This is a genomic window from Haloferax mucosum ATCC BAA-1512, assembly GCF_000337815.1.
In the GTDB taxonomy this organism is placed as follows: Archaea; Halobacteriota; Halobacteria; order Halobacteriales; family Haloferacaceae; genus Haloferax; species Haloferax mucosum.
In genome coordinates this window covers 102,482-126,022 of record NZ_AOLN01000017.1, presented here as the reverse complement: position 1 = coordinate 126,022, position 23,541 = coordinate 102,482, and the positions used below count along the sequence as shown (strand labels likewise).

28 protein-coding genes and 1 tRNA gene are annotated in these 23,541 nt (G+C 62.7%); 10 read left to right on the top strand and 19 right to left on the bottom strand.

The genetic code is table 11. The annotated features are described in order from the left end of the window. Positions 1-344: 344 nt before the first annotated feature. Entirely contained in the window at positions 345-572 is a 228-nt protein-coding gene (locus C440_RS12540) for a hypothetical protein (protein WP_049915804.1), read from the bottom strand. Positions 573-1,071: 499 nt separating this feature from the next. Between C440_RS12540 and C440_RS17425 the strand changes: the two genes are divergently transcribed. Further along, positions 1,072-1,854: a hypothetical protein gene (locus tag C440_RS17425; protein WP_152417879.1), complete on the top strand. Its 783-nt coding sequence runs from the start codon at positions 1,072-1,074 to the stop codon at positions 1,852-1,854. A gap of 327 nt (positions 1,855-2,181) precedes the next feature. On the opposite strand, the gene C440_RS12535 is transcribed toward C440_RS17425, so the two are convergent. The 9 genes from C440_RS12535 to C440_RS12495 all read right to left on the bottom strand — a co-directional run bounded on the left by C440_RS12535 (position 2,182) and on the right by C440_RS12495 (position 9,683). Beyond that, positions 2,182-3,813: a DUF7845 domain-containing protein gene (locus C440_RS12535; protein ID WP_008320865.1), complete on the bottom strand. Its 1,632-nt coding sequence runs from the start codon at positions 3,811-3,813 to the stop codon at positions 2,182-2,184. Then, positions 3,810-4,382 (bottom strand): hypothetical protein, encoded by a 573-nt coding sequence (locus tag C440_RS12530; RefSeq protein WP_008320864.1) that lies wholly within the window; start codon positions 4,380-4,382, stop codon positions 3,810-3,812. Before C440_RS12530 ends, C440_RS12535 begins: the two co-directional genes overlap by 4 nt. Beyond that, a complete protein-coding gene (locus C440_RS12525) occupies positions 4,379-4,843 on the bottom strand; it encodes a hypothetical protein (protein WP_008320863.1) in 465 nt (154 codons plus the stop codon). Before C440_RS12525 ends, C440_RS12530 begins: the two co-directional genes overlap by 4 nt. Further along, the gene (locus C440_RS12520; RefSeq protein ID WP_008320862.1) at positions 4,843-5,076 is read right to left on the bottom strand and encodes a DUF7563 family protein; all 234 of its coding nucleotides are present in this window, start codon (positions 5,074-5,076) and stop codon (positions 4,843-4,845) included. The genes C440_RS12525 and C440_RS12520 overlap by 1 nt, the downstream gene beginning before the upstream one ends. Positions 5,077-5,249: 173 nt before the next feature. Beyond that, positions 5,250-5,322, bottom strand: a tRNA-Arg gene (locus C440_RS12515). 62 nt (positions 5,323-5,384) lie between these two features. Next, complete coding sequence (locus C440_RS12510; RefSeq protein WP_338035388.1) at positions 5,385-6,851, bottom strand: MATE family efflux transporter; 1,467 nt, start codon at positions 6,849-6,851, stop codon at positions 5,385-5,387. A gap of 257 nt (positions 6,852-7,108) precedes the next feature. After that, a complete protein-coding gene (locus C440_RS12505; protein WP_008320860.1) occupies positions 7,109-7,693 on the bottom strand; it encodes a 2Fe-2S iron-sulfur cluster-binding protein in 585 nt (194 codons plus the stop codon). A gap of 158 nt (positions 7,694-7,851) precedes the next feature. Then, entirely contained in the window at positions 7,852-8,751 is a 900-nt protein-coding gene (gene gnd, locus C440_RS12500) for a phosphogluconate dehydrogenase (NAD(+)-dependent, decarboxylating) (protein ID WP_008320859.1), read from the bottom strand. A 62-nt stretch (positions 8,752-8,813) separates the two neighbouring features. Further along, entirely contained in the window at positions 8,814-9,683 is an 870-nt protein-coding gene (locus C440_RS12495; protein ID WP_049915803.1) for an ATP-grasp domain-containing protein, read from the bottom strand. Positions 9,684-9,770: 87 nt separating this feature from the next. Between C440_RS12495 and C440_RS12490 the strand changes: the two genes are divergently transcribed. Continuing rightward, entirely contained in the window at positions 9,771-10,871 is a 1,101-nt protein-coding gene (locus C440_RS12490) for an aminopeptidase (protein WP_008320857.1), read from the top strand. 114 nt (positions 10,872-10,985) lie between these two features. Beyond that, on the top strand, positions 10,986-11,489 hold the full coding sequence (locus C440_RS12485; RefSeq protein WP_008320856.1) for a high-potential iron-sulfur protein: 504 nt from the start codon (positions 10,986-10,988) through the stop codon (positions 11,487-11,489). A gap of 9 nt (positions 11,490-11,498) precedes the next feature. Here the strand turns inward: C440_RS12485 and C440_RS12480 are convergent, their stop codons facing one another. Next, complete coding sequence (locus C440_RS12480) at positions 11,499-11,849, bottom strand: rubrerythrin-like domain-containing protein (protein ID WP_008320855.1); 351 nt, start codon at positions 11,847-11,849, stop codon at positions 11,499-11,501. Between the two features lie 154 nt (positions 11,850-12,003). Between C440_RS12480 and C440_RS12475 the strand changes: the two genes are divergently transcribed. From C440_RS12475 to C440_RS12465, 3 genes are all read left to right on the top strand, one after another. Further along, a complete protein-coding gene (locus C440_RS12475; RefSeq protein ID WP_049915802.1) occupies positions 12,004-12,405 on the top strand; it encodes a 30S ribosomal protein S6e in 402 nt (133 codons plus the stop codon). A 24-nt stretch (positions 12,406-12,429) separates the two neighbouring features. Next, positions 12,430-12,867 (top strand): DUF7112 family protein, encoded by a 438-nt coding sequence (locus C440_RS12470; protein WP_049915800.1) that lies wholly within the window; start codon positions 12,430-12,432, stop codon positions 12,865-12,867. A gap of 93 nt (positions 12,868-12,960) precedes the next feature. After that, positions 12,961-13,386 (top strand): DUF5807 family protein, encoded by a 426-nt coding sequence (locus tag C440_RS12465; protein ID WP_008320852.1) that lies wholly within the window; start codon positions 12,961-12,963, stop codon positions 13,384-13,386. A 26-nt stretch (positions 13,387-13,412) separates the two neighbouring features. Here C440_RS12465 and C440_RS12460 read toward each other — a convergent pair whose 3' ends face one another. Both C440_RS12460 and C440_RS12455 read right to left on the bottom strand, forming a co-directional pair. After that, positions 13,413-14,672: a DHH family phosphoesterase gene (locus tag C440_RS12460; RefSeq protein ID WP_008320851.1), complete on the bottom strand. Its 1,260-nt coding sequence runs from the start codon at positions 14,670-14,672 to the stop codon at positions 13,413-13,415. A gap of 69 nt (positions 14,673-14,741) precedes the next feature. Continuing rightward, the gene (locus C440_RS12455; RefSeq protein ID WP_193788407.1) at positions 14,742-15,203 is read right to left on the bottom strand and encodes a universal stress protein; all 462 of its coding nucleotides are present in this window, start codon (positions 15,201-15,203) and stop codon (positions 14,742-14,744) included. 100 nt (positions 15,204-15,303) lie between these two features. Between C440_RS12455 and C440_RS12450 the strand changes: the two genes are divergently transcribed. Beyond that, positions 15,304-15,759 carry a universal stress protein gene (locus tag C440_RS12450; RefSeq protein WP_008320849.1) on the top strand — a complete coding sequence of 152 codons (456 nt, stop codon included), beginning with the start codon at positions 15,304-15,306 and terminating at the stop codon, positions 15,757-15,759. Between the two features lie 125 nt (positions 15,760-15,884). Here the strand turns inward: C440_RS12450 and C440_RS12445 are convergent, their stop codons facing one another. Then, entirely contained in the window at positions 15,885-16,433 is a 549-nt protein-coding gene (locus tag C440_RS12445; RefSeq protein WP_008320848.1) for a GNAT family N-acetyltransferase, read from the bottom strand. Beyond that, positions 16,430-16,798, bottom strand: coding sequence for a universal stress protein (locus C440_RS12440; RefSeq protein ID WP_008320847.1), 369 nt, complete (start codon positions 16,796-16,798; stop codon positions 16,430-16,432). Before C440_RS12440 ends, C440_RS12445 begins: the two co-directional genes overlap by 4 nt. A gap of 131 nt (positions 16,799-16,929) precedes the next feature. On the opposite strand from C440_RS12440, the gene C440_RS12435 reads away from it, so the two are divergent. Continuing rightward, a complete protein-coding gene (locus C440_RS12435; protein WP_008320846.1) occupies positions 16,930-17,673 on the top strand; it encodes a DUF5806 family protein in 744 nt (247 codons plus the stop codon). A gap of 27 nt (positions 17,674-17,700) precedes the next feature. On the opposite strand, the gene C440_RS12430 is transcribed toward C440_RS12435, so the two are convergent. The 3 genes from C440_RS12430 to C440_RS12420 all read right to left on the bottom strand — a co-directional run bounded on the left by C440_RS12430 (position 17,701) and on the right by C440_RS12420 (position 20,333). After that, positions 17,701-18,219: a DUF7529 family protein gene (locus C440_RS12430; RefSeq protein WP_008320845.1), complete on the bottom strand. Its 519-nt coding sequence runs from the start codon at positions 18,217-18,219 to the stop codon at positions 17,701-17,703. A gap of 65 nt (positions 18,220-18,284) precedes the next feature. Beyond that, positions 18,285-19,574 (bottom strand): dihydroorotase, encoded by a 1,290-nt coding sequence (locus C440_RS12425; RefSeq protein ID WP_008320844.1) that lies wholly within the window; start codon positions 19,572-19,574, stop codon positions 18,285-18,287. Positions 19,575-19,646: 72 nt separating this feature from the next. Next, positions 19,647-20,333 (bottom strand): lipoate--protein ligase family protein, encoded by a 687-nt coding sequence (locus C440_RS12420; RefSeq protein ID WP_008320843.1) that lies wholly within the window; start codon positions 20,331-20,333, stop codon positions 19,647-19,649. Between the two features lie 54 nt (positions 20,334-20,387). Between C440_RS12420 and C440_RS12415 the strand changes: the two genes are divergently transcribed. Both C440_RS12415 and C440_RS12410 read left to right on the top strand, forming a co-directional pair. After that, entirely contained in the window at positions 20,388-21,299 is a 912-nt protein-coding gene (locus tag C440_RS12415; RefSeq protein ID WP_008320842.1) for a hypothetical protein, read from the top strand. Positions 21,300-21,526: 227 nt separating this feature from the next. Further along, on the top strand, positions 21,527-22,213 hold the full coding sequence (locus C440_RS12410) for a helix-turn-helix domain-containing protein (RefSeq protein WP_008320841.1): 687 nt from the start codon (positions 21,527-21,529) through the stop codon (positions 22,211-22,213). A 159-nt stretch (positions 22,214-22,372) separates the two neighbouring features. Here the strand turns inward: C440_RS12410 and C440_RS12405 are convergent, their stop codons facing one another. Further along, positions 22,373-23,509, bottom strand: coding sequence for a carbohydrate kinase family protein (locus C440_RS12405; RefSeq protein WP_008320840.1), 1,137 nt, complete (start codon positions 23,507-23,509; stop codon positions 22,373-22,375). Positions 23,510-23,541: the final 32 nt, after the last annotated feature.

Sequence of the window (23,541 nt, the reverse complement as noted above, 5' to 3'; positions counted from 1 at the left end):
GAATCCTAAAGTAGCACATCTTAGACTACTGAACTATTATTCAATTCGAACAGTTAAACATAATTAGATAATTCTCATGTAGTACGTCCACCAAAATCTACTGTTGATCTAAAGTCTGGATTAAAGGCGTATGAACTAGGCCCGAGAGGGCAAACGCCATGAAAAAAGAAATACAAGACCAGACGATCCGATCAACAAATCGGGCAGTAGTAATAGTACCAGTTGTGGTCGCCCTGATCATTGGGGTGCCATTCTACCAAGTGGCCGCGTCGCTACTAATCGCACGCGTGATCTTGTAACTGGTCAAGCTCTCCCGATTTCAATGGTGATTGGTATCGTAGTTCCTACTTAACAAGGCCCTGCAACAGCTCGGTCTCGTGAAGCGGCTGCATAGGACCGTCCTCCGGAACCGGCCGAACGACGTACACTCCCTTCCCCAATCGCTGGACGTGCATGTTCTGATCCTCGCGGTCCTCCTCGTCCGCAGAGATCACGCCGTCGAGGACGAGATCGTCGCGGTCGAGTGCAACAAGCGGAGTGCCGTCGTGGTTTCGGAGCTTTCGGAATACCATTGTTGACAACCCATCGGCCACCCAATCCTACTTAGTTCTATCTTCGATGTGACTCGTTACGAATGTGGGGCCGTGGTCGGTCCAAAACGTCGAACCGGCAGACTGCGGATACTTCGAGAAGTGGCCACCACCACACACCCCCCACCGGGCGTATACTTACTTACACTAGGGGGCGATTTGGCGGCCCCCCGGTGGTCACCAATCCCCGGTGAAGTCTCGATTTCGGGTGGTGGGTTGCTCGAGGAACTGCGAGAACAACGTGGGTCAAAAGACTAACTCCCGAAATGAGGTGGGATACTATAATTAGTGTCTGGAGAAAATTGGTAGTGCTTTGAAATTAGACGAATGGTGGATACGGAATGCGGTATACCCAAGTCAGCTATCGCTCCGTGATCGGGAATTAGAGCTGACACTCAACAATGACCATGCTCGATATATTGTGACAAAATGGAAGGACGCTGGTGAGAAATATTTGAAACCACTTAGGTTTCTCTCAGTAGTGTTAGCCGTAATCTCAGCTCTCTTCCTTCCTCTTCCCATACCTCTCCGTGGGGGGGTGTCTGTGCTTATACTCATATTCATGCTATCCACCTATATTTCTGTTAGAGTGGTTTCAGTCGCTGCTTTCCCGGGATTTAGGAAAACAGAAGACGGGTTGTTTGAAATACTATTGCCATGTTTGGAATGTGAGACAGCCACTTCGTATGTGCCAAATTCTGAAGATTCGCTTCCCAAGCATTGCGCAAACTGCGGTGCAAATTTGTCTGTTTCGATTGATGCAGACGATGAGATACTTTCCAAAGTGATGTCCGACCTTGACAACGGAAAAAGCATTAAATTCAAAGTCGCGCTATTCAATTCAAAAGATACTGCTGCAGTTATCAAACACCCCGAAGGAAATATTGACCTAATCCGGGGTTCGAGTGATACCGAAATTCGTCGTGTTGTTAAAGACAAGAATGGAGATGTATGTCTTGAACTAGAAACAAATCAAGAAACGATGCAATCAATCGAGGAAGGGAGGTTGGATTTAGATATTGTACTTGCTCGAGAAGATACTGAATGGAATATCGGTGTTGTAGATCGACAAAGAGGACTCATTGGAACTATTGGACCATACACAGACTACAATTCATTCCTCGAATCTTTGGTTGTCAAACGGAGATTATTCATCGAAATGTCTGTTGGTCAGGGTAAGCCTCGTCGCACTGTAATCAACCTATCAGAAATTGACTTGGGAAAAATCAAACAACTTCAGACCTTTCGAGAGTACTCCCCATGACCTCGTGTGTAAATATGACTGTGGAGTAAAGGTTGGTACAAGCACGGTTGCACAAACCTCCTGTCCTACTGAGAATAATCTGCAATCCTTCACGTGGATCAACTGGAGCTGCGGTGGTGGAGGGTTATTTTTTCGCAGTTGTGACGTTAGTCACACTCACTAAGGGGGCTGGCCCGCTGAGTGAAACAGCGCCCGCCCGATCTCCGCGAGAGTCGTCACTCACGATGAATCGAGACTCCACACGAAACCAAGGGCCGGGCGAAAAAAGCGGGATAGTATATAAAAGAAGGAAGTGAGTGAGAGTGTTGCCACTCGGCAGGCCACCCGTTAGAGGTGCTTCCGAGCGACCGTGTTCTGGATGGGGCCGTACGCCTGATCGTAGGTAATGATCGCGTTCAGGAACCGTCGCGAGTCGAGACCCGCGTCACACCACGCCCGGTGGCCTTCCTCGAGAACGTCGGGCAGATACTCACCCGTTGCAGCCGAGTTCTTCGATTGGGTCAGCACCGTTCGAACCCGAATCCGCACGCGCTCAGACCGGTCGTTCATCCCGGCGACGACTTCCGCACCGTAGCGGTTCAGCCAGTTCTGCAGGGCGCGGCCGGACCGCTCGAGATCGCGCGGGTCAACGTTCAGGACGTTCTCGATTCGGGCGGCCACCGAGTCCACCACGTCGTCAGCGATGGACACCAGCTCGCGCACTTCTTGGGCAATCTTCGACGAGACCCACGTCACGACTCTGCCGTCTTCCTCGAGCAACCCCGAGAGACGGCGCAGGACGCGATGGATCGTCGTGGAAGACCAGCCCGTTTCATCCTTGAGTTCACTAACCGAGCGTCCACCGTCGGTGAGTGCGAGGTGTTCGAGTACGTCGCGGTCGGAATCGGTGAGCCTCGAGAACGTGCGCATGATGACCGATTCCTGGGACGCTTCAATCTGCGGCGTCGGGTCATCCCAGAGTGCAACCGTCCGGTCGGACGCACTCGCGTCGAAGTGGTCGTCAGGGACGAACCACATTCCCGGCTGTGTCGGGATATCCGCCCACGACAGGACGTTCATCAACTTCTCCTCGAGGTCAGCCACGAGATCGTGGCGCTCGCTCCACGGGACCGCCTGATCTCGGTTCAGGTTCTTCTTGTACAGCGCACCGAGCTTCGGGTGATACAGCGGGTCACCGTTCGCTTCCGTGCGCACGTACTGCGGGTGATAGTGCTTCAGCTGCAGCCCGCGCGGGCGGTGCTGGCTGTTCGAGAACAGTTCTTCGATAGCCGAGCGGTCCAGCCGGAGCTGGTGGTTGAAGCCTACCACGTCCTCGTTGTTCGAATCGTAGACGATGTGGGACCCTTCGATGTCGGCACAGAGCATGAAGAGCTTCATGAACACGCCATCGCGTCTGACCAACTTCTGCGCCTGTTCGCGGTCGATTCGCAGGTATCGCTCGTGTTGGGTGAGAGTCGAGAACTTGTGTGGCTCCTCGGTGAAGTACTTCCGCGACCAGTCGAAGCCGACTTGCTCGCAGACGCGGCGCATCACCCACTTGAACACGTGTGGAATCTCGTCCAGCTCGAGGTTCACCACGTTCTGCAGCTTCACGTTCGTCGCGGGGCCGAGAGCTGCCGGAACACTGTCTGGGCGATTCTCGTCAGACCACGCGAGTCGCGGCTGTACACAGACCGGTAGTTTCCGCTCACCCTCGCCGTAGGCGTTGATGTCGTACTCGAGGAGCGTGTTCACCGTGTCCGACTCTCGCGGTGAGAGACCTGACTGGTGGAAGCCAAGCGAGACGACCCACGTCTCGGTTCCATCCTCCTCGTGACGGGGAATCTCTACCTCGAGTTTCGAGAGACCACCGTCGATGTGGTTGTACAGCTGGCGAACCGCCCAGTACGGTGACGACCCGTACTCTGCGTACAGGAGATCGCCACGAGTCTCGTGCGGTGCGCTGGCGACAAAACTCACTGCGTGACACCTCCCGAAATCCGCGCGGGTATGTCGATGTCCTGCGCGAGCTGGCCAGTCGTGAGGCTCGTTGAACCGTAGCCACACCGACCACAGACGACCGTTGTCGGTACCACTCCGCGTGTCCAACGGTGTTGGCCCGGTTCACACGGGCCGAGTTCAGCCCGCTGGCGGAGTTCTTCGAGAAGGACCGAGCGATGGTCTAAGTCGGCGCGAGAGCGCCACGAGACAAGCCACACGGGGCGACGTTCGACTGTCTCCACCAGCGTTCTGAGGACTTCGCGTGCGCCCCCGCGAGACAAGTGGTCTCGGTACTGTGCTTCGAAGTTGACCGAGTTCCACGCAACCAGCTCGGGGTCGTCTACACCGTCGTCCTCGGCAGCTGATTCGACTCGATTCCGAGTCTCTGTCAGCTCCTCTGGTGGGGCGAGATGAGGGAGGTTCCGGTCGGCGATGCCTTCGACCCACGCAGGCGCGTCACGGACAACAGCGAAGACCGTCGCGTACGGCGGTGGTGTCGCCACTCCGTTGGATAGTCGCGCGAAGTACGTCCCGCGGAGGCGGGTCATCCTTCCACCTCCTCAGGCGAGAATACCCGCGACCACGCGAATTGCGCGTAGTTCGACCGCGTTTTCGGTGAGACCCACGAGAAGTTGAACTCGTCAACGAGACTCGCCGGGATGACCTTCGCCGCGATGATGTCGCGGTCGGGCGTGGGCGCACAGACGGCGAAGAGGTAGACACCACCTTTCTCGAGGAGGTGGTTGTGTTGGGCTTCCCGAATCAGGAAGCGCCCGCGGCGCTGTCGCTCACCGTACACCACCATCGCGCTCTTGATCTCTACGACGGTCCCCGTCTCGAGGAGACAGAGACCGACGAAGGGTAGGTCACGACTCGGCGAGAGTAACGAGACGGCCACCGCGTCGTGATGCTCGGCTACGTCGTCAGGGACGTGCCGCAGCTCGGGATGCCGTTGAAGCAGTGCGGACTCGACAGTCGCGCCCGCCCGCTTCGAGGCTGCGACACCCATTATGACCACCGTTCAGGGTCGCCACCGTGACGACCGGGCGCGATCCACGGGTCCGGTATCGGAACGTCGAGACCGCCAGCTGACCCGCGCTGTAAGCGAACCAGCGTATCACACTCGAAACAGCGGTGTGCGCGGTCGTCGTCATCGCCGTAGACTCGCCGGAAGTCCAGCGAGACGTGAGACCCGCAGTACAGACACCTACCCGACTCGCTCCGAGAGTCGAGTAGCATCATGCCCACCACCCCGTTTTACTCTCGTCACCGAGAGACGGCGGCGTGGCGCGTTCCCTACGGTTGTTTACTCTCTTTCGGCCCTTCGCTCCGAGTATATATACTCGGGACGAGACCAGCCGATAGATGAGCTGAGAGCTGTATTTTATACATATAGGAACCGAGTAAAATTTTGACGGACCCGACGGGATTTGAACCCGCGACATCTTGGTCCGGAACCAAGCACTCTGTCCACTGAGCTACGGGCCCTCAGCGAAGAGAGCTACACGACACCGACGTAAAACCGTTGTGGAAGCACCGCTGGCGGCCGATTACGTCGTGCTCGGTTCTGAACTAATGACGCTTTGTTTCCACGTTCCACGGGTGAACCACGCTGTCGCGGCAATCGCGCCGAGAATCTGTCCGACGGACATGCCGAGCCAGATACCCGTCTCGGCGAATCCGAACTGGAACGAAAGCAGGTAGACGATAGGGACACGGCCCAGCCAGAGTGCGAACAACGAAAAGCCGAGTGCGGTCTTCGTATTTCCGGCACCGCGGTACGCGCCGAGGACGACCTGCAAGACGCCGATAAAGCCGAATTCGAACGCCCGAATACGGATATACTCGACGCCGAGATCGATGGTCTGTGCGGCCGACGGCGTCCCGGTTGGGAGGAAGAACGCGACGACTGGCTCGGCGAAAATAAACGCGAGAACGCCGGTGACGACCATGACGCTGGAGCCGACCTTCGCGGCGAGCCAGACAGCGCTTTCGGCGCGGTCTGGTTTTTGAGCGCCGAGGTTTTGCCCGACGATGGTGTTCGTAGCACGGCCGAGACCGAGCGCCGGGAGGAACACGAGTGATGTGAGACGATTACCGAGTCCGAAGGCGGCGACGACTTCGGGTTTGAACGTGACGACCATCGCGGTGAGCGTGATGAACCCGAGGGCGGTAGCCGACTGTTCGACGGCGCTCGGAACGCCAATAGAGACGATTTTCTTGATGTATCGAAGTTGCGGTCGGAAATCGTCGAATTCGACGTCGGGACCGGCGCTCGTTCCGAAGATGATGTAGATACCGATGACGGTCGCAACCCCTCGTGAGAGGACCGTCGCGTAAGCGGCACCGGCGACGCCCTCCCCGTCGAAGCCGGTGGCGGCGAAGAGGTCCGCTTGGAGCGCTTCCAGTCCGAGCATCCCGAAAAGCGGATTCGACTCGAAGCCGAAGATGAAAATCGGGTCGATGATGACGTTGATGAGGACGCTGATGAACATCACGACCATCGGCGCGCGGGTGTTGCCGTAGCCGCGCATGAGCGCAGAGAAGACGAAAAAGCCGAAGAGGAACGGCAGGCCGAGGAAGAACACACGCATGTAGTCACCGGCGAGGGGAATCACCTGCCCGGCGGTCGCGGGCGAACTGGGAAGCACACCGAGCATCGCATCGGTTGCGAGGAACCCGACGAAGCCGACGACGATAGCGATGAGGGTGATAAACGTCAGCGTCTGGCCGGCGACGGTTCCGGCCGAGCCTTCACTTTTCGCGCCGGTGTATTGCGCGACGAGCGTGCTTCCAGCGACGGTGAAGCCGCCACCGACGGAGATGAAAAGGAAGATGAGCGGAAACGCGAGGCTAATCGCGGCCACCGCGTCGGTCGAGAGACGACCGAGCCAGACGGTATCGGCGAGGTTGTACGCCACTTGAAAGAGTTCGGTGACGATAATCGGCCACGCGAGCGCGAACATCGGACCTTTGAGGTCTCCTTCGGTCAGAGAGCCTCCTTCGGGGACGGACACTGAACAGGTGAGACACGCGGCCCCCGTTTTAACCCGTCGATAGGTGACGTCCCGTGCCGGGTCACCGTACCGCCGGCAGGGGGCACGTCGGGCTACTGTGTGAGCGCTTCGAATGTACTGGGGAGCGTGCGAGGAGAATGCTCTGAATGTACTGGGGAGGGGAGAGGTTCGAGGTCAGTTTCACGCGGGCGGTATCGCTCGGAAGACTGGTGTCGGCAGAAATCGAAGGCGTGAGAAACGAATGGTGGGTCGCGTCGTTACGGTGCTTCGCCGGTCTCGATGGCGAAGTCGGCTTTCGGGTAGGCGACGCACGTCAGCGTGTAGCCTTTCTCCATCTCGCCGCCGGAGAGCGTCTCCTGTTTGAAGTGCGTCACGTACTCTTCGGCGGGACCGTCGGTGATCTTCCCTGCACAGGAGACACACTGGCCCTGACGGCACGCGTAGGGGAGGTCCATCCCGGCGTCTTCACCTTGGTCGAGCACCGTCTCGTTGCTCGCCAGTTCGATGGTCTCACCCTGCTTGACGAACTCGACTTCGAAGTACTCGACTTCGTCTTCGGGTATGTCGGCGGGACTCTGTTCTTCTTCCGCCGCGCCTTCACCTTCGAGTTCAGCGCCTTCCTCGCCGCCGGCGACCGCGCCAGCGACGGCACCGCCACCGATAGAGCGGTTCATCGGCTCGGGGAAGTCGGTCTCTGCGACGGTCGCCGCGCGGCGTTCGAGGACTTCCTGCGTGATGTCGGCGGTCGGCTCCCAACCGGTGCCCTTCGAAAAGTGCAGGGCGACGGCGAGGAGTACCAGGACCAATCCGGCCCCGACACCCACCAGACTGATGACTGCCATAAGGGCGGATATGGAGGGAGGGGTTAAGGAAATTGTGATTATGGCGGCGGTCTCGGACGGCTGATTTCACCGTCCAGACGGCGCTCTCGAAGGATTCCCAAAATATCGAGGTGGGTTCGCCCGTATCCGTCGCCTGCGAGCAAACCACGACCGGTCGCTTACTCGTCTTTCCGGGCGACTTCGTGGCGGCCGAACCCGTAGCGAAGTCGGTTGGCGAGGCGGCGCGAGAACCGGTCGTCGGCGCGGGAGCCGAAGCGCTCGGCGAGCGACTGGTAGATAAGCGGGACGGGAACTTCCTGTTCGAGCGCTTCTTGGACCGTCCACGTGCCCGTCGAGCCACCGGCGATGTGGTCGTCAACGTCGCCGAGGTCGGTCCCTTCCTCGCGGAACGCTTCTTCGCAGAGTTCGAGGAGCCACGAGCGGATGACCGCACCGTTGTTCCACGTGCGGGCGACCGATTCGAGGTCGAGGTCGTAGCGACCCTCGGCGAGCAGTTCGAAGCCTTCACCGTACGCCTGCATGAGGGCGTATTCGACGCCGTTGTGGACCATTTTCACGTAGTGACCGGAGCCTGCCGCGCCCATGCGGTCGTGGCCAGCGGGGCCGGTTGCGACGGCGTCGAAGACGGGCGTCATCTCGTCGTAGGCCCACTGCGGGCCGCCAATCATGAGCGAGAAGCCGAGTTCGGCACCGGCGGGGCCGCCGGAGGTGCCGCAGTCGAGATACGCCGCGGAACATGCCTCGGCTCGTCGGACGGACTCCTCAAAGTGCGAGTTACCGCCGTCAACGACGACGTCGTCCGCGTCGAGATGCGGGTCGAGGTCGTCGAGGGTCGCGTCCACCGCGTCGCCCGCGGGAACCATGAGCCAGATGCGCTTGTCGTCGCCGAGTCGGTCGGCGAGGTCGGCGACGCTCTCTGCGGGTTCGGCACCCGCGTCGGCGGCGGCCGCGACCGCTTCCGCAGAGAGGTCGAAAGCCACGACCTCGTGCCCGGCATCGAGCACTCGGTCGACTACGATGCGCCCCATCCGGCCGAGGCCGATGACGCCTAGTTGCATGGGTCGGAGTCGTCTGCGGGGGGAGGTAGTGGTTGTGGTTTCCCGTCCGTGAGAGTGCGCCATCAGACCCGTTCGAGAATCGTCTCGGCAAATCTATCGCCCGCCTCGGAGTCGACCCGGAAGAACAACTCCGGTTCGATGAGTTCGACTTCGAGAAGACGGAAGTCGCCGTCGCGCTCGACACCATCGACCCGGGCGTAGAGCGGCTTTGCACCGACTTCTGCGGTGACCGCATCGACAACCCTGGCCGCCTGTTCGAGAAGCCCGTCGCTGGGTGTCTCGACGTTGACGCTCCCGCCGTGTTTCTCCTGCACCCGGTAATCGCCCGCTTCGGGGCGTTTGACGACGGCGTGACTGTACTCACCGCCGAAGAACACGAGTGACCACTCGCCGTCTGTGATGTCGGCGACGAACGCTTGGACGAGCACGTCGTTTCGCCTCACGAGGTCGTCGAACCACGACTGCTCGGCGGCGGCCGCGTCGCGGGAGATGCGCTTCGTCTCGAACGCACCGGCGCTCACGGCGGGTTTGACGACGAGTTCGTCCCAGCCTCGGTCGTCGAAAATCGCTTCGAGCGACGCGTCGTCACCCTGCTCGACGTACTCGGTTGGAAGCGTCGAGACGCCGCGCGCCGCGAGGTCTCGAAGGTAGCATTTGTGGCTGTTCCACCGCAACACGTCCGAGTGGTTCCACACGTCGCAGTCGGCGGATGCGAGTGTCTCGATCCACGCGCTGAACTGCTCGGGCCGCTTGTAGTAGTCCCAAATCGACCGAACGACGACGGCGTCGTAGTCGCCCCAATCGACCGACTCGTCGGACCAGACGACCGGTTCGGCTGTTACCCCGCGGTCCCGAAGCGCCGCGACGAACGAGGTGTCGTCGGCGACGAGCGACGGAAGGTCCTCGCAGGTGGCGAGTGCGATAGTAGTCACGACAATTGGTGACGTGTGGCTATCGATAAACGTTCCGTCAGCGACGGTAGACGCCGACGTTTTTACCGCACCGACCGAGGGTCGCGTATGGACGAACGAATTCACGAGCACGCCGCAGTGCTCGTCGATTGGAGCGCACAGGTCGAGACCGGCGACGACGTCGTGGTCTCGGTCGGCGAAGGTGCCCACGACCTCGCGGTAGCGGTCGCCGCGGCGCTCGGCGAGCGCGGCGCGAACGTCGTGACGACCTACAACTCCGACGAGGTACAGCGGGCGTACCTGCGCGCACACGAAGGGGACTTTGAATGTCCCGAACACCAATTGGCGCTCTACGAGACCGCCGACTCCGTGCTCTTTCTCGGCGGGACGCGCAACACGGCCGCGACTGCGGACGTGCCAACCGAGACGAAACAGGCCCACGGCCGCGCCACGAGCGAGGTCCGCGAGGCGCGCATGGACACCGACTGGGTCTCGACGGTCCACCCCACTCGCGCCATGGCTCAGCAGGCCGGGATGTCATTCGAGGAGTACGCCGACTTCGTCTACGACGCAATCCTCCGCGACTGGGCGGAACTCGCCGACGAGATGGCGAACATGAAAGAGATTCTCGACGACGGCTCCGAGGTCCGCATCGTCAAGGAAGACACCGACCTCACGATGTCCATCGAGGGCAGAACCGCGGTCAACTCCGCCGCCTCGGTCGCCTACGACTCGCACAACCTCCCGTCTGGCGAGGTGTTCACCGCCCCCGTCGAAGACGCCGTCGAGGGCGAGGTGTTCTTCGACGTGCCGATGACGCTCGAAGGCCAGCGCGTCGAGAACGTCCATCTCACGTTCGAGGGCGGCGAGGTCGTGGACTTCTCCGCGGGCGCTGGCGAAGAGGCGCTCGCCGGCATCCTCGACACCGACGCGGGCGCGCGTCGCCTCGGCGAACTCGGTATCGGGATGAACCGCGGTATCGACCGCTTTACTGACAGTATTCTCTTCGACGAGAAGATGGGTGACACCATCCACCTCGCGGTCGGGCGCGCCTACGGGTCGTGTCTCTCCGAGGGCGAGGACGGAAACCAGTCGGCCGTCCACGTGGACATGATTACCGACATGAGCGACGAATCGTTCATCGAGGTCGATGGGGCGGTCGTCCAGCGAAACGGTACGTTCCGGTGGGAAGACGGCTTCGAAGGCTGAGACGCGCTCTCCTCGTTGCCCGTTCGTGACGACCTGAAATAATTGACAATTGAACCGACTTACCGTCGATAACGCGGTGGCTACTCAAACCCGCCCGTCGCGTATCTTCTATTCATGACACATTTTGACCGAACGAAACGACGATTCCTTCGACTGGCGGGGACCGGAACGGTCGTCGGACTCGCGGGGTGTCTCGGCGGCGACGACGGACAAGCGGAGACGACTACGACGACCGCGACGACCGAGACAGGAGACGACGACCACGAAGAGGAACTCCCCGAGGGCGTCTCACGAGAGGAGTTCGAGCGCGGGCCGGTTCCCGATGCGTATCGGACGGCGCGCTCGCAGGCCGACGAAGAACGAAATCCGGACGAACTGTTCCCGAAGGCGGACGTTAAATTCCAAGAAGCGACCGACGCCGTCGAGGCGGGACTGACACAGAGCGGCCGCGACTGCGACAACTGCGCCGAGTACATTCCCGACAAAAACGGTGACGGCTTCGGTGCCTGTGCGCGAGTCGAAGGGTACATCGGGCCGGAAGATTGGTGCTCGCTCTGGGAGTCAATCGAAGAAGCAGAGGCCGAGGCGGAGGCTGGCGAGGCGAACAACTCGTCGTAGCCGACGCAGTTACTCGTTCGACGCGCCGAGACGTTCCAGTGCCCCGCCGCACCGCGGACACGCCTGTTCGTGGGTGCTCGACGCGGAGCGAGTGCCACAGACCCCACACTCGAACCGCGAACGCGCCACGAGCGCGGTCGGTTCGGCTGTTACCAGTGCGTCGGTTCGGCGCGTGGTGAGCGCGTCGGTCCGCCGCGTCATCAACTCCGCGGGTGGACGTTCGACCAGTTCGGTCGGCTTTGGCCCGACCAATTCGGCGGTCGGTCGTTCGACTAACGCGGTCGGTTCGGGACCGACCAACGCCCGCGATTCGGCTTCGACGAGGCGTCCAGACGCTCGTGTGTCGGCCTGCTCGGTCATACCGCCAGCTACACAGTGTTGGAAGTTAACTTTTCTCACCCACCGTACTGCGCCGAAATCGCCCCTAATTCGCCGATTTCGACCGAGTTCGACAGGTATGGTCCCGAGACGCGCTTTCGACGTACTTTTTATCCGCGACCGTTTTCATCCGCGCATGGCAGAATTCATGGTCGTCGTCGCCGACCCCGACTCCGGCGAGACCTACCAGCTCGACGTCGAAGGACAGGACGCAAATCGATTCCTCGGCCGCGACCTCGGTGACGAGGTTGACGCCGGCGCTGTCGGTCTCGACGGTTTCACGCTCGAACTGACCGGTGGCTCCGACAAGGCCGGCCGTCCGATGCACCCCGACGTCCCCGGCGGTAACCTCAAGGAAATCCTCGCCGAGGACGGCATCGGATACAAACCGTCCCGCGACGGCGAGCGCAAGCGCGTCACCGTCCGTGGCCGCGAAATCTCCGAGGAAACGGTCCAGATCAACGCGAAGGTCGCCTCCGGTGAGGGCGACGTCGCCGCCGCCCTCGGCGAGGGCGACGACGAAGAAGCGGACGAATAACGCCGTCTCACTTCTCTCTTTCCCGTGCCAGAGCAACTGCCCTCCGATCATCCGTCGGTCCAGACGTTCCGCGCGAACATCGCGCGTAGCGGTGGCACCCGTCGTCCCTGCTTGCGCGTCCCCGACGACGTTAACGCCGCCGACGGCGACTTCGTCCGTCTCCACCTCGACGGCACCGCGTACCACGCCCGACTGTCCGCCGACGCGTCGGGACTCGTGATTCGCGGGGCGTACGACAACAAGCGTCTCGCGCGCACGCCCAACGGCGGCGAGAACCGACTCGTCGAGTGGTGCCGCGAGAACGACCGAAGCGACGGTGACGCTGTCGAACTCGACGAACTCGACGACGGCTATCAGTACGGCGTGCGCGTGCCGGGCGTCCGCACCGTCTACCGAGTGACAGAGCGCCCGAACGATTCGCTCTCGAACCTCGCAGAAAAGTTCGGTCGTCCCGACGAGTAGCGGGCCACCTCCGCGGAGCGGTGACTCGTCACCGACGGTGGTTCCCGACGCGGAGACGCGCCGCTTTTAGGGCGTGACACCCGTAGGCGGGGTATGAGCAAGGTAACGGAGTATCTCAAAGGCGAGCGCCTCGACGACGTAGCGCTGTTTCTCACCCACGAGTATCTCGACAGTCAGGGGAAACTCCCGAACATGGGCGTCGAGGTCGAAAACGGCTACATTCTCGTCGTCCCCGGCGACGACGGCCGTCGCGCCTTCGCGGCCGGCACCGGCATGGACGCCATGGAGTTCGCACAGACCGCCATGGGAAACGACGGCGATATCGACGACGGCCTGAGCGGCGGCGTCTGCCCCGATGCGGCCGCCGACGAACACCACGAGACGAAGTTCATCTTCTCGTTCGCCGAGGCGCAAAACGAGGAGGTCGGTGGTATCTACGAGGAGGGCGACGTGATTCACGCCTACGCCAAGTGCACCTGCGGCACGACGTACTCCGACCGCTGGGTCGTTGACGAATAAGAAGGACTCCCGACCGGCGTCCCTTCCTATTCTTCGCTTTTGGTCTCGTCGGTTTCGCCGGCCTCGTCGGTTTCGCCAGTATCGCCAGTCTCGTCTCCGGCCGTCTCGGCCACGCGCTCGAAGGCGTTGAGGATGACGCGCTTCGTCGTCGCGCCCTGTGTCGTCCAGTGGTGGGCGTAGTCGAGCATGTCGTCGTAGATATCCGGCTTACAGCCGGCGGCCTTCGGGTGGCCGCCGCCGTTGACGAAGTCGGCGACCTCGTGTGCGCGTTCGAAGTCCTCGGAGCCGCGGATGCTCGCGCTTCCGGCGGGTTTGACGATAACCGCGGCGTCAGCGCCGTTTTCGCGGAGCGCGTCTGCGACTTCGTTCTGCGAACACCGGCCGTAGGTGATGCCGACGGTCCAGTCGCCGACCGTCTTCAACTCGGCGCGCTCGACGGCGGCCTCGATGAGGTTCTCTTTTTCGACGCGTCGATGGGCGATGTACTCCTCGACGACCGGCGGGAGGTCGGCACCGTAGGCACCGGCGACGGCGACGTACTCCTCTTTTGAGGTCCAGTACGCGTAGTCCGCGAGATCCTGACTTCGAGGGTCTTCGTTCAGCCAGAGGTCGTGGTCGCGGGTGACCGCGGCGAGTTCGACGAATCGCTCGTCGAAGTCGTAGTCGAGTTCGCGGAGCGTCACGTCGGTCGAACACTCCTCGTCGGACTCGCCGACGACGAGGTCAACGCCCGCGTCGCGCACGCTCTCGGCGACTTCAGGTTTCCACTGGTGGTGGTCGTACCAGTGAACCTCGCCCGCCATCTCGGCGAGTGCTTCGAGTTCGTCTTCGACGTACTCGTATTTGTCCGGACAGAGGTCGCAGACGAATACCTCGATGCCGTCGGGTGCGTAGTCGGCGACGCGCTGGAGGTCGTCTTCCAGCGAGTACGGACTCGACCCGACGAGCGCGACAGACGATTTCGGCCTGTCTTCTTCCTCGTCGTCGTCCGCCTCGGCTTCGTCTTCTTCCTCGGCGTCGTCGTCGCGCAGTCGCTCTTTGATTCGTGCTTCGAAGTCGGCCACGTCGAGGGCCGCGTCGTACCGTTCGCGGACGAGTGCGACACAGCCGAGACCGTCGGCGTCGGTGTCGGTAACGACCGCGACGGCGGCGTCTTCGAGTTTTTCTCTGGCACGCTCTTCGGCGCGTTCTTCGTCGAACGAGTCGGGATAGAAGAATCCGGCACCCGGGAGGACCGACTTCCGGGGGAGAGAGAGTTGAGAACTGTCGATAAGCTCGTCTTCCATACCAGTGGGTCGGACGCGACGGGGAAAACTCCTCCCGATTCCGCCCGCGGTCTCACCCCGCGTCGCGCGTCAGTCGGCGTCTCCGGCGAGCAGGTCGTCGGTCGTGTTTTCTTCCAGTTGTCGCACCGTCAACACCGGCACGGGGCAGGTTCGGACGACGCGCTCGGCGACGCTCCCGATGAGAAAGCGGTTTTCGCCGTGTCGTCCGCGAGTGCCCATCGCAACCACGTCGGCACCGACCTCGCGGGCGTAGTTCGAAATCTCGCCGGACGGCCGCCCTTCGCGGATGGCGACGGTGATGTCGTGGTCCGTCTCCGCTCGAACGTCGGCCAACGCCTCCTCACCTCGCTCGCGGAGCGCGTCGCGCATCTCGTCGCGGAGACGCTCTGGGGCCGTCTCGACGTCCCCGGCATCGACGACGTAGAGCGCGTGAACCGAGGCGTCGAAGCGGTCGGCGAGATCGACGGCGACGCGAACCGCCCGGCGGACGCTCGCCGAACCGTCGGTGGCGATGACGATGGTGTCGAACATGTCCACGGGTTCACGGTGCGGCGTCATAAAACCAGTCTGAGACGCCGGGAACTGGGACGGTGGGGTGACTTTTTTGTCATCCCCCAACGGAGATGGGTGCATGTCATCGCGCCCGCTCTCCATTGACCTCGTTCTCGTGCCGGTCGATCAAAGCGAGGAGGCGACGCGTGCGGCGGAGTTCGCCGTCGCCATCGCGGCCGAATACGACGCCGCGGTCCACGCCGTTCACGTACTCGGCGACGACGTCGTACGCGCTATCGAGCAGGGCGTCGTCGATCAGGACGCCGTCGCCGAAGACAGCAAGGCCGTCACCAACACGGTGTCGCACATCGCCGCCGACGCCGACGTGCCGATTACTACCTCTGTCGCGTACGGCTTCTCGCGGACGAGCAAACTCCGCCACCCCGGAAGCGTCGTCCTCGACACCGCAGAAGAACTCGACGCCGACTTCGTGGTCGTCCCGCGAGAACCCATCTCCGACGACCCCGGCGAGGTGCTCGCCAAGGCCGCCGAGTACGTCCTCCTGTACGCCAGCCAGCCCGTACTTTCGGTCTGACATTTCGCGGCTTCAGAGCCGTCGAAGGCGTCTTCGTCTCGCGTTTCTGTTTTTTCTGCGTTTCTATTTTTCTGGCGTCCTCGTGTTTCGGCCTTCACGTTTCGTTTTTCGCGCTTCGCGTCCGCTTACGCCGCTTCGTCCGGTTCGGAGAGTCGAATCGTCATCTCCAATTCGAAGCTTTCGGCGTCGCTCGTCTCGAAGCCGACGGTCTTGTAGAGTCCGACCGCGGCGCGGTTCCAGCGTTCGACCGTGAGCCAGACCTTTTCGACGCCGGATTCACGGCCGTGGCCGAGAAGCGCTTTGATGAGTCGCGTCCCGATACCGGCGCGCTGGTAGTCCTGATGGACGAAGATGGCGAGTTCGTAGGCGTCGCCGTCGGGGACGAGCGTCGCGTGACCCGCGACTTCGTCATCGCTCCACGCGACCACGTTCAGACAGTCGTCGCCGAGGATGTTGTCCAGCCAGTCGCGGATGCGGTCTTCGCGTCCCGGCGGGATTCCCTGTGCGCGGTCCGAGGGGTCGAACGCGTCGTACATCTCGACGAGCGCCTCTAACTCCTCGTCGGAGCCGTCGTAGGCCCGAAGTTCGATGGTTCTGTTGTCCCCGTCGGTAAACGACAGCGGCGGTGCCTCGTAGGGGTCGGCGACGGCTTCGGAGTACGTTCGTGGGCTCATCGTACCAGAGTCACGGTCACGTGGGAGTTGAGCAGGACGAACTCCGCGATGTTCCCGATCTGAATCTTCCCCATCGGACTTCGCTGGCCGCCGCCGAGGACGAGTTGTTCGAACCCTTCGTTCTCGGCGAGGTCCACGAGCGCGCTCCCGGGGTCGCCGTCGAGCCGGAGGACGGTCGCATCGACGCCATGGTCGCCGAGCACGTCTCCCACTGTCGTTTCGATGTCCTCGCGCGAGCGCTCGACGGCGGGGTTATCGACGACTGCGATGGTGAGGTCATCGCCGGCGTCGGCCGTCCGCTCGACCGTCTTTTCGAGCGCTCGGATGGAATCGTCACTGCCACCGATTCCGAGCAGTACCTTCATGATTCCCAATCTCGCGGTGGTGATAGAAAACCCTTACCCGAAACCGGGGGTCGAACGTGGGGTGAACGCGGGGTGAACGTGGGACCGACCGTCGCGGAACCCTTTTCGGCGATGCCGCGGTAGCCCGCGGTATGACTGACGAGTCCGACGAGTTTGAGACGGGGGCGGCCGACACCGAGGCCGACGCACCCGAGCGCGATGCCGAACGCCAGCCAGACGCCGACTCGTCTCCGACAGCCACCGCCGACGAGACTTCTAACGTCGAAATGACTGGCGAGGAGGCCGCAACCGCCGAAGGCGAAAGCGCTGACGAGGCGAGCGTCGCCGACGCCGACGTCCCGGGCGACGACGCTTCCGACTCCGCCACCGCCGACGTTCCCAAAGACGTACAGAAGTACGCTCGATTCAAGAAGGTCGATGGCGCGCAGTACGACCGCGTCAACGACTTCCTCCGCGAGCGAACCTACGTGACGGCGCGCGAGTGGGCCATCGCTCGACTCTGTGCCGACTTCCGAACCGAGACGGGCGTCGAGATGACGAAAATCGGCGAGAACCTCCCCGAACTCGTCCCCTTCATGACCGACACGTACACCCCACAGGCAGTCAACCAAGCGCGCTCTGCCTTCCGCGACAAGGTCCGAAAGTCGGGTGCGACGTTCCTCTACGGGGCGATGTCGGGCTTTTTCACCGCCGAAGAACTCGACGAGATGATGTACGAGGTGACGGAAATCGCCAAGTTCCTCCTCGAAGTAGAGGGCGTAGACCTCTCCGTGGAAGAAGAACTCGAAGCCGAAGAGCGCATTTCGAGCGTCATGCGCGAGGTCCGCGAGGCGAGTACGGAACTGCGAGAAGAAGAACTCTCGAACGACGACTGAACACCGCTCGCAGTCGAAACCGGGACGTTACGGAAACAGCGGGTCCGGGTCGGACTGGACCAATTCGACGCGCTGGTCGGCTTCGACCGGCCGGACGTACAGACGGAGCGCGCCCTGTTTTTTCGCCCGCCGTTTCAACACCGACACCTCGTCGAGTCCGTAGTACAGCGGCACGACGACCGCTCTCTCGGTTGTCGCCGATTGGACGACCGAGACGACGAACGCGGTGCCGTCCTCGTGGGCGCGATACACGTCGTACCGGTCGAACGCGGCGTCGGCAACCCACTCCGAGAGCGTCTCGAACTCCTCGCCCGGAACGAGTACGTCGAAGCCGACGCGCGCCGTCGAGTCCGGGAGATTCGACGGCGGGAGCACCGTCACGTCGCTGGGGTGGAGCACGAGCGTCTCCCAGCCTTCCTCTGTGTACTCGGCGGCGGTCGCCTCGGCGTCTTCGATGACCGTCTCCCAAAACGAGAGCATCCCAGTCAGCGCGTGCGACTCGTCCGCGTTCGGGCCGCGACTCCGCGGCGTCTGCTCGTCGGTCATGCCTGTGGGTGTCTCAGGTCGTCAGACGGGAAAATGTTCGCTTGCGTGACCTGTCGAGGAGGGAGTTACGCGCGGACGTTCTCGCCCGCCACGTCTCCGAACGACTCGCCGTCCCAGACCGTCTCGCCGCGGAGCATCGTCCACTCGGGGAAGACGCCCGTGAAGCCCTCGAACGGCGTCCACCCGCACTTCGAGTGGAGGTCGTCGCCGCGAATTTCGCGGGTGGCGTCGAGGTCGTACAGCGCGAGGTCGGCATCGGCACCTGCCTCGATACGGCCTTTCCGCGGCAGATCGAAGATGTCCGCGGGGTTCGTCGCAACGACGTCGCGGACGCGTTCGATCGAGAGGTCGCCTTCGACGGCGGCCCCGAGCAGGAGCGGCACCATCGTCTCGACGCCGGGGACGCCGCTCGGCGCGTCGAGGAGTGACTGGTCTTTCTCATCGACCGTGTGGGGCGCGTGGTCGGTCGCAACCACGTCGATGCGGCCGTCGGCGAGGCGTTCGAACATGGCTTCGCGGCGCGTTTCCGACCGGAGCGGCGGGTTCATCCGACCGTACGTCCCGAGTTCGTCGCAGTCGTCACGCGACAAAAAGAGGTGGTGCGGCGTCACTTCGCAGGTCGCGCCGCCGTCGCGGGCGGCATCGACACCTTCGGGCGTGCTCGTGTGAGCGATGTGGACCTGTGCGCCCGTCTCGCCACCGACGCGGACGGCGCGCTCGACGGCGGCTTCCTCGGCGTCGGCGCGGCGGTAGGCGCTCCACGCGTCGGCGTCGGCGTCGCGGCCCGCTCCGCCGAGGTCGCCCTCGATAGCGGACTCGTCGAACAGGTCGGCGTCTTCGGCGTGGACGGTCACGGGAACGTCGGCTTCGCCGGCGCGTTCGGCGGCCGCGGCGAACAGGTCGGCGTCGATGCCCATGTCACCGGTCGAGTCCGCGAGGAACACTTCGCCGAGGGCGAAAAGCGGTCGGTCGAAGAGCGTGTCGGGGTCCCAGTCAGCCGTGACGCCGCCGTTGATACCGTAGTCGATACACGACGTCGTGGCGCGTTCGGCCTTCGCGTCGAAACCCTCGCCGGTCGTCGTCGTCGGGTCCGTGTTCGGCTGGTCGGCGACGGTCGTCACGCCGCCCGCGGCGGCGCTCTTCGAGCCAGTTTCCCACGTCTCTTTGTGTTCGAATCCGGGTTCGCGGAAGTGGACGTGCACGTCGATAGCGCCCGGGAGCAACAGGTTCTCGTCGGCGTCGATTACCTCCTCGCCGTCGGCGGGGTCGAGGTCGCCGACGGCGTCGATGACGCCGTCTTCGACGCGGACATCGACCACGCGCCCGTCGGCCAGCGTCGCGTTCTCGATTCGCATAGGTGAGGGTGCGACGTGCCGGGTTCTAAGTCCGGCGGTTCGGCCGGTGAGTGCGTGCCCGCGTCGGCGGCTTCACGTCACGTCGGCGGCGTCTTCGACCCGCGATTCCGCGTCGCCGACGAAGACGGATTCGAGCGCGCGGCACACGTCGTCCGGACTCGCGGAACCGCCTGCGGTTGCGACGCTCCCGACCGAATCGGGGTCGAACGGCACGCCGATGGCGTCGTATATCGGGACGAGTACGTCGACGATTTCGTCCCGGTCGGCGACGACGACGACGCCGGACACGAGCGCGGCCGACTTGCGGACGCGCTGGGCGATACCGCAGAGTTTCCCGCCCGCTTGCACCGAGTGCTCGCCGGGGCAGTACGAGTTCGGCGGCTCGCCCCGTCGCGCGGGAACGCCGAGGGTTCGCAAGGCGCGAACGACGGCTGACGTTTCGGCCTCGTATCGCGCGTCGAGACCGGCCCGCGCGTCGTCGAGGGGAACCGCGTGGGCGAACGCGACCGTCGTACCGGTGTAGGCGACCGCTCGACCGCCGACGGAGCGCTCGACGGGCGGGAACCCGCGTGCTTCGGCGGCGGCGACGGCGTCGTCGTATCGGTCGGCGCGGGCGTCCCGCCTGCCGAACGCAATCTGTCGGTGCGGCGTCCACGCGCGGAAGGCCGGTTCGCCCGTCTCGCCCGCGTCGCGGAGCATGGCCGCGGTGACCGCGCTGTCGGCGTCTCTGTCAGTTCCGCGACCGCGGATGACGCGCATACCCGTTCGAAACACCCCGACGTACCTAAGCACATCCGTCCCGTCCCGACGACCATGTTGCGTCTGCCGCGGTCGATCTGCTTTCGGTTCGAGCGCTTTTCACTCTACAACTCCCCGTACCCCGCCCACGACAGCGGGTGTGCAATCGACCTCTACGTGGACGACGACGACCCAGTGGCCCGCTCGCCGGTCGCGGGCGTCGTCCGCGAGACGCGAACCGTCCGCGCTCCGGACAAGCCCTACGCCCACGACGACGAGTATCTCATCTTACTCGACGTGGACGCCGAACGGACCGGGCTGGGTTGGAGCGGCGACCCCGAAACCGACCCGCGTGATGGACTCGTCGCGCGAATTCTCCACGTCGAACCCGGCGTCGCCGTGGGCGACGAGGTCGCTGTCGGCGACTCGCTCGGGCGACTCGTCCGGTCCGGGTTTTTCGCGCCGTGGGTTTCGAACCACGTCCATCTCGGCTTCCGCCGGGCGTCGGCGAATCTCCATCGCGCTCGCGGGTCGCTCCCCCTTACGGCCGATGTCCCCGTCTTGCCACTCGACTGGGACGGTCGCGGAACCGTCGTCGATGTCGGCGAGACGTTCGTCGTTCTCGACCGACCGACTAGAGCCGACAACGCGGTCGATACCGGCGAGTTCGCCGGCCTCGCCAGCGACGACGGTATCGTCCTCGACGGCGGTCTCGCTCACTACGCCGCCGGTGGGACTCTCTCGCCGGTCGCAGACGAGACCCGACTCTCGCTTTTCGACGTCGATGTCGGCCGCACCACCGGCCGCGACGTTCCGTGGGCGGCGTTCGACGTGGTCGCAAACGGCGAGCGCGTCACCGGACTCTCGCTTTTCGCCTCGCAGACGACGTTCGGAACGAAGGTAGTCTGTCCCGACCACGACTTTTCGGTCGGCGACGACCTCGAAGTGACGATTCGGACGAGCGAGAATCCGATTCGGCTTGGATAATCGTTTAATATTACATTTCGTTGTCTTGTTTTGCCTAGAATACGTCGGGATACCATCGACAACTACCACCGGTGTACGCTCATATACATTTAAACACCTTTACTATGAAAGGTGGCGGCTCCGCAAATAATATCCTCTATTCGTTCGTGTTTCACACTGTTTGTGAGACGTGATACGCGGATATGTGACGATGTTTTGATTTCTTCCGTCGGCACGCTCGCGCGACGATGACTGGTGGCTACACCCACGGGTACGAAGTCGAACTCGGCCACTCACTTGACGATTCGTGTCTGAGTGCCGTCCTCGCCGACGCCGACCTCGAAATCACGTTCGTCGGGTGCGTTCCCGTCTCGGGCGAGCAGATTCCGTACTTCTTTGCCCACGGCGACGGATTCGACGCCGTCTCCGACCGTCTCGAAAGCCACGTCGGCGTCGAGGATTTCGAAGTCGTCTCGGAGAGCCAGCGAGGGCGACTCTACCGGTGTGAGTGGATGCTCAAAGGTGACGGACTCATCACGACGATTCGTGAGTGCGGCGGTATCGTTCGGAAAATCGTCGGCACAAAACACGGCTGGACGCTCTCTATCTACTTCCCGACGAACGAGCAAACGACCCAGTTTCACGACGCTTGCCTCGACCGTGGCATCGACATCGACATCCGACGCGTCGAATCCACGCACCTCGACGAGCGACACTACCCGAACAGCAACCTCTCGGAGAAACAGTTAGCCGCGCTCAAACTCGCGTTCAGTCACGGTTATTTCGAGACGCCGAAAGAGACGACGCTCGGCGATATCGCGTCGAACCTGGACATCTCCGAACAGGCGCTATCGCAACGGCTCCGTCGCGGACTTCGACACCTCGTCGGCTCTGCGGTCGAAGACCTCGACGACGACTCGCTCCAAGTAGAGTAATCTCGATTCGCCGAACTCCGCCGCAGTCCCGAAAAATCCGCTATCGAGAGGCGTGCGAAGGCGAGGTCCGTTCGCCGACGACACGTCGTACCTCGAAAAGGGGTGCCACTGACAACGAAAATATCGGCCATTCTAGTAATATATCTGACCCTTGTTCTGTCAACCTGTATTTATATGGTCAAAATAATCGACGTACGACGCGACGAACGAGGTGAGTTCTTCGTACGTCGGCGGGCGTCCGTTGCGGACGAAATGGCCGGCGACCGCGTTCCCGACGACGAGCGACTCGGTGGGACCGAGACCGAGAACGTGCGCGAGGGCGAGTCCGGCGTTGAAGTGGTCGCCGGAACTCGTCGTGAGCACCGGGTCGTCGGTTCGCGGGACGCCGACGCTGACGAGACCGTCGTCGTCAACGAGGTGGGCCGCGTCGATTCCGTGGCCCGCGAATCGGGCGACGTCGAGGTGGTCGAACGCGGCACGCGCCTCGCGTTCGAACGCCTCGTCTTCGACGCCTGCGAGTTGTGCGAGATACCGCGTTTCGTAGCGATTCGCCGAGACGACCACGTCAACGACGTCGTTCAGCGCCGACACCTGTTCGACGCCGTCGGCGACGACGTCGGGTTCGCGCTTGCGCAGGTCGCCGGGGTCGAGAAGAAGCGTCTCCGGCGGGTTCGAGAGCGTCGGCCAGAGGTCTGTCCGAAGCCCGCGGGCGATGTCCGGCAGGGCGGGGAGTTCGGACCAGTAGCCGACGCCGAGCAGGTCGGTCCCATCGACGAGTTCCGTGAGTCGGTCGAGACCGACGCGAGATTCGATATCGGCCCAGTCGAGCGTCATCAGCGCGCCGATTTCGGTGAGCATCAGTTTGCCGTCGGCGAACTCCACGGCGTCGGTGTATCCCGGCGACCCGAGGGTTTCCAACGGCATGTCGCCGAACGCTTCGAGAAACGGGTCTTTCGGTGGGTCGCCGAGACAGCCGACGATAGCGGGCTCGAAGCCCAACGCGTCGAACGCGCGGGCGAGGTGGCTCACGTGGCCGCCGGTTCTGACGCCCGCTTGAATCCATTCGAACGAGAGCGAGCTTTCGGCTTCGACCGACGCGTTCACGCGGTCGGCGAAGGCGTCGAGCGTCGGCACGCGCTCGTACGACGTCGCGGACTGGCGCTCTGAGACGAACTCTCTCACCCGGTCGATGTACCCGTCGAACCCGAATACGACGCGTCCGCCGTCTACCGCCGGTGGGAGCGCGTCGTGACACGATGCGACCGCTTGCGTCGTCGCCTCGTCCGGACTGTTCATACGCTGTCGTTGGGCCGACCGGGAATTAGGCG

Excerpts from the sequence above, each read along its gene's own strand:
- C440_RS12540 (WP_049915804.1), bottom strand. The coding sequence starts at position 572 with ATGGTATTCCGAAAGCTCCGAAACCACGACGGCACTCCGCTTGTTGCA.
- C440_RS12530 (WP_008320864.1), bottom strand. The coding sequence starts at position 4,382 with ATGACCCGCCTCCGCGGGACGTACTTCGCGCGACTATCCAACGGAGTG.
- C440_RS12525 (WP_008320863.1), bottom strand. The coding sequence starts at position 4,843 with ATGGGTGTCGCAGCCTCGAAGCGGGCGGGCGCGACTGTCGAGTCCGCA.
- C440_RS12520 (WP_008320862.1), bottom strand. The coding sequence starts at position 5,076 with ATGATGCTACTCGACTCTCGGAGCGAGTCGGGTAGGTGTCTGTACTGC.
- C440_RS12505 (WP_008320860.1), bottom strand. The coding sequence starts at position 7,693 with ATGGCAGTCATCAGTCTGGTGGGTGTCGGGGCCGGATTGGTCCTGGTA.
- gnd (WP_008320859.1), bottom strand. The coding sequence starts at position 8,751 with ATGCAACTAGGCGTCATCGGCCTCGGCCGGATGGGGCGCATCGTAGTC.
- C440_RS12490 (WP_008320857.1), top strand. The coding sequence starts at position 9,771 with ATGGACGAACGAATTCACGAGCACGCCGCAGTGCTCGTCGATTGGAGC.
- C440_RS12485 (WP_008320856.1), top strand. The coding sequence starts at position 10,986 with ATGACACATTTTGACCGAACGAAACGACGATTCCTTCGACTGGCGGGG.
- C440_RS12480 (WP_008320855.1), bottom strand. The coding sequence starts at position 11,849 with ATGACCGAGCAGGCCGACACACGAGCGTCTGGACGCCTCGTCGAAGCC.
- C440_RS12475 (WP_049915802.1), top strand. The coding sequence starts at position 12,004 with ATGGCAGAATTCATGGTCGTCGTCGCCGACCCCGACTCCGGCGAGACC.
- C440_RS12465 (WP_008320852.1), top strand. The coding sequence starts at position 12,961 with ATGAGCAAGGTAACGGAGTATCTCAAAGGCGAGCGCCTCGACGACGTA.
- C440_RS12460 (WP_008320851.1), bottom strand. The coding sequence starts at position 14,672 with ATGGAAGACGAGCTTATCGACAGTTCTCAACTCTCTCTCCCCCGGAAG.
- C440_RS12455 (WP_193788407.1), bottom strand. The coding sequence starts at position 15,203 with ATGTTCGACACCATCGTCATCGCCACCGACGGTTCGGCGAGCGTCCGC.
- C440_RS12450 (WP_008320849.1), top strand. The coding sequence starts at position 15,304 with ATGTCATCGCGCCCGCTCTCCATTGACCTCGTTCTCGTGCCGGTCGAT.
- C440_RS12445 (WP_008320848.1), bottom strand. The coding sequence starts at position 16,433 with ATGAGCCCACGAACGTACTCCGAAGCCGTCGCCGACCCCTACGAGGCA.
- C440_RS12440 (WP_008320847.1), bottom strand. The coding sequence starts at position 16,798 with ATGAAGGTACTGCTCGGAATCGGTGGCAGTGACGATTCCATCCGAGCG.
- C440_RS12435 (WP_008320846.1), top strand. The coding sequence starts at position 16,930 with ATGACTGACGAGTCCGACGAGTTTGAGACGGGGGCGGCCGACACCGAG.
- C440_RS12430 (WP_008320845.1), bottom strand. The coding sequence starts at position 18,219 with ATGACCGACGAGCAGACGCCGCGGAGTCGCGGCCCGAACGCGGACGAG.
- C440_RS12425 (WP_008320844.1), bottom strand. The coding sequence starts at position 19,574 with ATGCGAATCGAGAACGCGACGCTGGCCGACGGGCGCGTGGTCGATGTC.
- C440_RS12420 (WP_008320843.1), bottom strand. The coding sequence starts at position 20,333 with ATGCGCGTCATCCGCGGTCGCGGAACTGACAGAGACGCCGACAGCGCG.
- C440_RS12415 (WP_008320842.1), top strand. The coding sequence starts at position 20,388 with ATGTTGCGTCTGCCGCGGTCGATCTGCTTTCGGTTCGAGCGCTTTTCA.
- C440_RS12410 (WP_008320841.1), top strand. The coding sequence starts at position 21,527 with ATGACTGGTGGCTACACCCACGGGTACGAAGTCGAACTCGGCCACTCA.
- C440_RS12405 (WP_008320840.1), bottom strand. The coding sequence starts at position 23,509 with ATGAACAGTCCGGACGAGGCGACGACGCAAGCGGTCGCATCGTGTCAC.